The 6183-nt window shown below is 43.7% G+C and carries 7 protein-coding genes; 2 read left to right on the forward strand and 5 right to left on the reverse strand.

From position 1 onward, the window contains the following. Nucleotides 1-73: 73 nt before the first annotated feature. The 5 genes from F957_RS10825 to F957_RS10810 form a co-directional block, all read right to left on the reverse strand. On the reverse strand, nt 74-1252 hold the full coding sequence (locus F957_RS10825) for an OmpA family protein (RefSeq protein ID WP_016660332.1): 1179 nt from the start codon (nt 1250-1252) through the stop codon (nt 74-76). A gap of 145 nt (nt 1253-1397) precedes the next feature. After that, nucleotides 1398-1640 (reverse strand): zinc ribbon domain-containing protein, encoded by a 243-nt coding sequence (locus F957_RS21115; protein WP_016542930.1) that lies wholly within the window; start codon nt 1638-1640, stop codon nt 1398-1400. A 242-nt stretch (nt 1641-1882) separates the two neighbouring features. Further along, the gene (locus F957_RS10820; protein ID WP_016542931.1) at nt 1883-2446 is read right to left on the reverse strand and encodes a dihydrofolate reductase family protein; all 564 of its coding nucleotides are present in this window, start codon (nt 2444-2446) and stop codon (nt 1883-1885) included. Nucleotides 2447-2546: 100 nt separating this feature from the next. After that, nucleotides 2547-3497: an allantoinase PuuE gene (puuE, locus tag F957_RS10815; protein WP_016542932.1), complete on the reverse strand. Its 951-nt coding sequence runs from the start codon at nt 3495-3497 to the stop codon at nt 2547-2549. 127 nt (nt 3498-3624) lie between these two features. Then, complete coding sequence (locus tag F957_RS10810; protein WP_016542933.1) at nt 3625-4557, reverse strand: LysR family transcriptional regulator; 933 nt, start codon at nt 4555-4557, stop codon at nt 3625-3627. A 165-nt stretch (nt 4558-4722) separates the two neighbouring features. Between F957_RS10810 and F957_RS10805 the strand changes: the two genes are divergently transcribed. Both F957_RS10805 and F957_RS22130 read left to right on the forward strand, forming a co-directional pair. Further along, complete coding sequence (locus F957_RS10805; RefSeq protein WP_016542934.1) at nt 4723-5778, forward strand: aromatic ring-hydroxylating oxygenase subunit alpha; 1056 nt, start codon at nt 4723-4725, stop codon at nt 5776-5778. A 274-nt stretch (nt 5779-6052) separates the two neighbouring features. Further along, a partial coding sequence (locus tag F957_RS22130; RefSeq protein ID WP_016660333.1) for a hypothetical protein occupies nt 6053-6183 on the forward strand: 131 nt, incomplete at its 3' end.

Here is a 6183-nt window from a genome sequence, read left to right on the forward strand (position 1 = left end):
CGCATTGCAATACTGAGCTATTGCAATACGCTTACGAGCATAAAACGTGACCATTGTTGGCCCGCTAGCATCATCAAGTACGCACGAAGATTTCCACCCGCCTGTTCAACTGTCGGCCAGCAGGGTTGTCTTGACCGCTGACCTCGTTGGGCGCTACTGGCTGCGACTCGCCGTAACCACGCGTGCTGGCATCGGTTGCAGCACCACGCTGGCGCAAGGCCATGCCCACGGATTTGGCACGGTGCTCGGACAAATCCAGATTATAGGCATCACTGCCCTTGGCATCAGTATGACCACGAATTTCGATTGCCTTGGCTGGCACTTTCTGCAAGGCCATGGCCAAGGTGTCCAGCACCTTGGCTGCGTCAGGACGGATATCTGACTTGTCGAAATCAAACAACACTTGATCACTGAGAGTGATGATGAACCCGCATGGCGCGCCTGATGGGGCGAATTTTTTTAACGGTGGAAACTTGCCAGCTGGAGCGACCTTGGGAATTGGTGCCATTTTCACTTGACGTGCTGGTGTGCCAATGCTGCCATTGCCTTTACCGTCGTTGCTCACCAACCCGTGTGGACCGTTCCATGTACCGCTGCCGTCGGCGTTGATGGTGACGATGCCTTGTGGGCCATTCCAACTGCCTGAACCATCACCTTGGTTGCGAATCACCCCGTGGCCGCCGTTCCAAGTACCACCGCCTTTGCCGTCCAGCACGATGATGCCGTACTTGCCGTTATATGTGCCCGAACCGTCTGCCTCGACCGAGATGATCCCATCGTCAGCGCCAACGTCGCCATTGCCGTTGATTGTGCCACTGCCATCGGCGTTGATGACGATGACACCGCCTTCGTAGTTGGCGGTACCACTGCCGTCTGCGTCGATATGGAAGATGCCTTCATCACCGTTGCGCGACAGATTGCCTTGCGCATCCATGCTGGTAATGCCCGCATCGTTGACTAATGCGCCGTCGGTAGTACAGTTGGCGGGCTTGACACTGATGCCAGCCACTGGGTCAATAATATCTTGCATCGATGTTTCCAGCGCTCGCTGGGCTGGGCCGATACCGACGATCTCTGGCACGACGATCTGCGGAATTACTGGGAAGTCGACATCCCCAGCGGACTTGGCTGCGACTTTGGCTGTATTCGCAGTCGCATCATTGACCTTTTCCTCGTCAGCCGAGGGTGACTTCGTGCAGGAGCACGCGAGCAATGCTATTCCTAGCACCATGAATCTGTTCATTGAAAACATGTCTAATCACTCTACTTATATGTTGGCCGTATTTTGTTTTAATTAAGTCGATTTAAGTCCTTCGAATGCTTATCTTTGGCTACAATACTTATGTATACACCTGTATAACAATATGGCGATGTAGTTCTTTAATGAAGATATTTGATTAGCTATTGAGTGAAAGATAGGCAAATACCAGCACCGCTAGTCCGAACAGGAGTCGCGCGATCCAGGGCGTGACCAACCAAGCGCCGAGTGCCATGATGGCGCGGCTTAACACCTGCGGTGATTGCAATGTTCTTGGCTCGGGTGTGTTATGTTGCGTCTGCAGAGGATAACCGCAATGCGGGCAGGAGTTGGCTTGGGTCGAAACCTGACGGCTGCATTCGGGGCATGAAATAAGCGCCATAAGCATTCTTCCTTTTTAATTTTTCCTTTTTGGGTATTAAGAAATGTCGTATAAACGCATCTCATCGATTTACAATCAGGTCATAAAATTGTATCAGCTAAAAACTGAAAAACTCTTCCGAATAACCCATTTTATTCAACAAAGTGGGCTATTTAGATTGAGTTTTAGTGTTCCTCGATGACCTTAATGCGATCTACTCGGTAGGTAAAACAGGCTGTTTAGAAGGTTCAAAATCCTGCCCATTAAATCGTTGTACTCCGCGCAACGCTATAATGTAATTCAACCATACCTTCACCCATTTGATGAACAGAGTTTAGTTTAAGTGTTGGAGCAAGTGTTCTGCGGGGGAAAAGAGCTTTTCCTTTTGCAAGGGTAACTGAGCCAATTTGTATAATAAGCTCATCAAGCAAATTTGCATCATAGAACTGACCTGCCAATTCGCCACCGCCTACAATCCAGATATTCTTATCCTCAATAATGGATTTTATTTCAGAATAAACAGGGCTAACTTCTCCTTGTACAAAATGGATATCTGCACCTTCAATCAAGGGTAGTTTACGACTGGAAAATACCCAAGTTGGCTGAGTATAAGGCCAAGCTGAACCTGTTTCGGCAGCAACTTGCTCTGCGTTATTCAATATCCATTCATAAGTTGCTGAGCCCATGACCAAAGCGCCAACATTTGCAATAAATGTGGGATAACTCGAGTTATCCAGTTCGCCCAATGCAAATAACCATTCTAAAGAATCGTCTTCAGTTGCGATAAATCCATCTAGTGTACTCGCTGCAAAATATTGTACTTTCATCCTGATCATTTCCTTATTCTAAAGGAGTATCTTAAAACTTATTTTCTTTGGAAAAATTGTTTAAATCGGATATATGACACATGATGACGTTTTAAAAAGCCTAAGCTTGAAAAGGATGATGTCTATACCAATGCTCGGCAATCTGCTGACGGGTACAAATCCAGACCCGATCATGATTTTGTACATAATCCAAGAAGCGTTGCAGCGCCTTAAAGCGGGCAGGACGTCCTAAAATGCGGCAATGCATACCAATAGACAACATTTTCGGATGAGTTGCTCCCTCTGCATAGAGAACATCAAAAGCATCTTTTAAATATTCAAAAAAATCCTCACTACGATTAAAACCCGTAGGAGACGCAAACTTCATGTCATTGGTATCAAGTGTATAGGGAATAATTAAATGCGGACGGATTGCACCCGCTGCATTGCGGAGTGTTGTCCAAAAAGGTAAGTCATCGCCGTAATAATCACTGTCATATTGCACCTGATCAAATTCCGCCAATAACTGACGGGTATTGGGGCTATCGCGGCCTGTATACCAACCCGTTGGCATTTCACCAAACAAATCTTTGAGGATGTGCATGGCTTCCGTCATATGTTGTTTCTCAGTTTCAATATCCATATTTTGATAATGAATCCAGCGTAAGCCATGCGATACCACATCATAGTGATGTTGTTTGATCGCTTCGACCACCAATGGATTTCGTTGCAAAGCCATTGCCACAGCAAAAATGGTCATGGGTAATTGGCGTTTGGCAAATTCCTGTTGAATGCGCCAGAAACCGACCCGTGAGCCATATTCATAAATCGAGTCCATCGAAAGATGCCGCGCAGGATAACTTTCTGCACCACTGATTTCAGACAAAAACTGCTCTGATCCTTCATCGCCATGCAAAATATGCTTTTCACCACCTTCTTCATAATTCAACACAAACTGCACCGCAATTTTCGCTTGATTGGGCCATTGTGCATGGGGTGGTTGATCGGCATAACCGACCATATCACGTGGATAATCTGCTGTTAAATCAATGTCTGTATTGGGCCAAACCATAGCAATGCCTAAATCGTAAAAAGGTGAATCTTCACATCAACTTACCCGATTAAATCTTTGGGTGTCAAACACTATATTGATTTAAATCAATGGCTTGTGTGTTTTATTTTGGTGCAAAAATACCATGTTATTGATGAATGTTCTTTAACATGCGCGATTTTAGTGCTTCCATCTCGATAATGATTTGATTCATCATGATTTGCGCAATCCGAGAAAGTTGCCGTTTTGGTGCAACACAAAGTGCTACCGTAATTGGATGTAGGCCATGGTCATTGATTGCTCTAAATTCAAACTCACCATTTTCAATATAAGGGGCAGCATCCAGATAACTCATAATGCTGATGCCTAAGTTTTGTCTGAGCAAGGAGATCATCATATGGATATCATTGCACTCGATAGTATGACGTGGGTGAAAGTCCTGCTTTTTATATAAGGCCGTAACATGGTCATGAATGACCAAAGGCTCGGCGGGAATAATATGATTGAATTCCAGTGTATCGGAGAAGTAGATTTTTTCTTTATGGGCTAAAGGATGCTGTTTGGGAATCACGAAACCCAAGGGCATTTCAATAAAGGCGCTGATTTGTAATTGGTGCTGATGTTTAGGGTTCAGAATCAAACCAAAGTCGAGTTCAGCATTGATCACCAGATCCGCGATACGATCACTGTCCAAGACACGAACCTTAAAATTAATCCATGGATATTGCTGAACAATAGACTGCATCACTGCACTAACAAAGCTTTCACTCAGTGCTGCAATCATCCCAAAATCAATTGAACCGCGTTGTATACCTTGGATTTCATTCAAACGTTTCTGGGTGATTTGAAACTCTTTTTGCCAGCTGCGTAGATCGGCATAGAGTAATTCGCCAGCCAAAGTCAGCTTGAGTCCACTGGGTAATCGTTCAAATAAAGCCACGCCGAGTTCTTCTTCTGCCAGCACGATCTGCCGATGCACGGCGGAGACAGAAATAAACAGTTGATCGGCCGCTTTTCTTAAACTGCCTGTTTTGGCAACGGCAATAAAATAATCGGCAAAACGTGAAAATGGCAGCGCCATTGTAAACTCACTTGAGATAAAGCAGGTTTCAATACAAAAGCAATTTTAGTGCCTGTGCTGTTCTAATTTTTAGAATGAGTCATGTAAATCATTCTAATAGACGAAAATAATGATCTATTCCACACTGCAAACAACAGCGGAAATAAGAAATCACGAGCACAGGATATGAACGCAATTCCATTCATCAATCTTCCAAATAAGCCATGCCATAGCCAATTTGATGATCAGGATTGGCAGATTCTTGCACAACATTGGTATCCCGTGGCACGTATTGAAGATGTGAGCAGTAAACCGCAGCAAGTGACCTTATTGGATATGAATCTAGCTTTGTATAAGACCGAAACAGGACAGATTCACTTGGCTCGGGATATTTGCCCACATCGTGGTGTGCCTTTGAGTAAAGGCTGGGTTGAGGGAGACACTTTGATTTGTCCTTATCATGGACTTCATTTTAATGAAGAAGGTAAATGCACTAAAATCCCAGCTCAACCTGATTTAACTAAAATCTCGGAGCGTTTTTCCCTGACCAAGTTTCCTGTTGTTTTAAAATATGGCTTGGTCTGGACCAGTATTCTCGGCAGAGATGAAAGTTTGGCGAATTTTCCCGTGTTAGAGACATGGGAGAATGCGGCACATCAAGCCATCTTGCCGCCGTCAGTCGATATTGCAGGTTCAAGTGGTCGTCAATTGGAAGGCTTCATTGATGTGGCACATTTTGCTTGGGTGCATCATCAGGCTTTTGCCGATCGAGATAATCCGGTGGTACCTAAATATTCGACTGAACGCACCGATTATGGCTTGCATACAAACTACACCAGTAATGTCAGCAACTATCCGCATGGCATGCAGCATTTAGCACCCGAGGATTTTTTATGGGAACGGATCTTTGATGTTTATCCGCCATTTTCAGCCGTGCTGACCATTCATTTTCCGAATGACGGGGTGCTCAAGATTTTAAATGCGTGTTGTCCGATTTCACATAATAAGACCCGTTTATTTGTACCGTTAACCCGTAATTTTGATACCACCGGCGATTTACAGGCAGTGTATGATTTTAATGCGCAGATTTTTGCTGAAGATCAAGAGATGGTAGAGGCGCAAAAGCCAGAAGAACTACCTCTAGATATTAGTATGGAAGCACATTTTGAAGCAGATCGTTCTTCGACCATGTATCGCCGTATCTTGGCGGAGTGGGGGTTAAGCAAACGCTATACGGTATAGACTTCAATCCCATTTTAGCTAGAAACGGATAATATACTTAGAAAAGTAAGGGTTGAAATGGGAGAAAGATAAGAATACATAATTTATGTGTTAGCACTCTATTTTTAAATCTTAGATACGAAAACTATTACGAGTTAGAAATATATTTTCAACATGAAATATTAAAATGCTAAACACATTATGACAATCTTATATGAATAGACAGAATTGTATAGACGATAAAATTGCATTCTGATTAATATGCATTAAATTTAATCAAATATTCTATGTACAGATGCTGAATAATATCTATCAAGCTTTAGAGAGTCTCGGCCTTACAGCACAAAAACGTGCAATCCATATTCAATTTTCCAATCAAGATTTAAATACTCAAGTCTTCCTACAGCGTATTGATGGACAGCATCA

It is taken from the genome of Acinetobacter gyllenbergii CIP 110306 = MTCC 11365 (assembly GCF_000413855.1).
Taxonomy (GTDB): domain Bacteria; phylum Pseudomonadota; class Gammaproteobacteria; order Pseudomonadales; family Moraxellaceae; genus Acinetobacter; species Acinetobacter gyllenbergii.

Excerpts from the sequence above, each read along its gene's own strand:
- F957_RS10820 (WP_016542931.1), bottom strand. The coding sequence starts at position 2,446 with ATGAAAGTACAATATTTTGCAGCGAGTACACTAGATGGATTTATCGCA.
- F957_RS21115 (WP_016542930.1), bottom strand. The coding sequence starts at position 1,640 with ATGGCGCTTATTTCATGCCCCGAATGCAGCCGTCAGGTTTCGACCCAA.
- F957_RS10825 (WP_016660332.1), bottom strand. The coding sequence starts at position 1,252 with ATGTTTTCAATGAACAGATTCATGGTGCTAGGAATAGCATTGCTCGCG.
- F957_RS10805 (WP_016542934.1), top strand. The coding sequence starts at position 4,723 with ATGAACGCAATTCCATTCATCAATCTTCCAAATAAGCCATGCCATAGC.
- puuE (WP_016542932.1), bottom strand. The coding sequence starts at position 3,497 with ATGGTTTGGCCCAATACAGACATTGATTTAACAGCAGATTATCCACGT.
- F957_RS10810 (WP_016542933.1), bottom strand. The coding sequence starts at position 4,557 with ATGGCGCTGCCATTTTCACGTTTTGCCGATTATTTTATTGCCGTTGCC.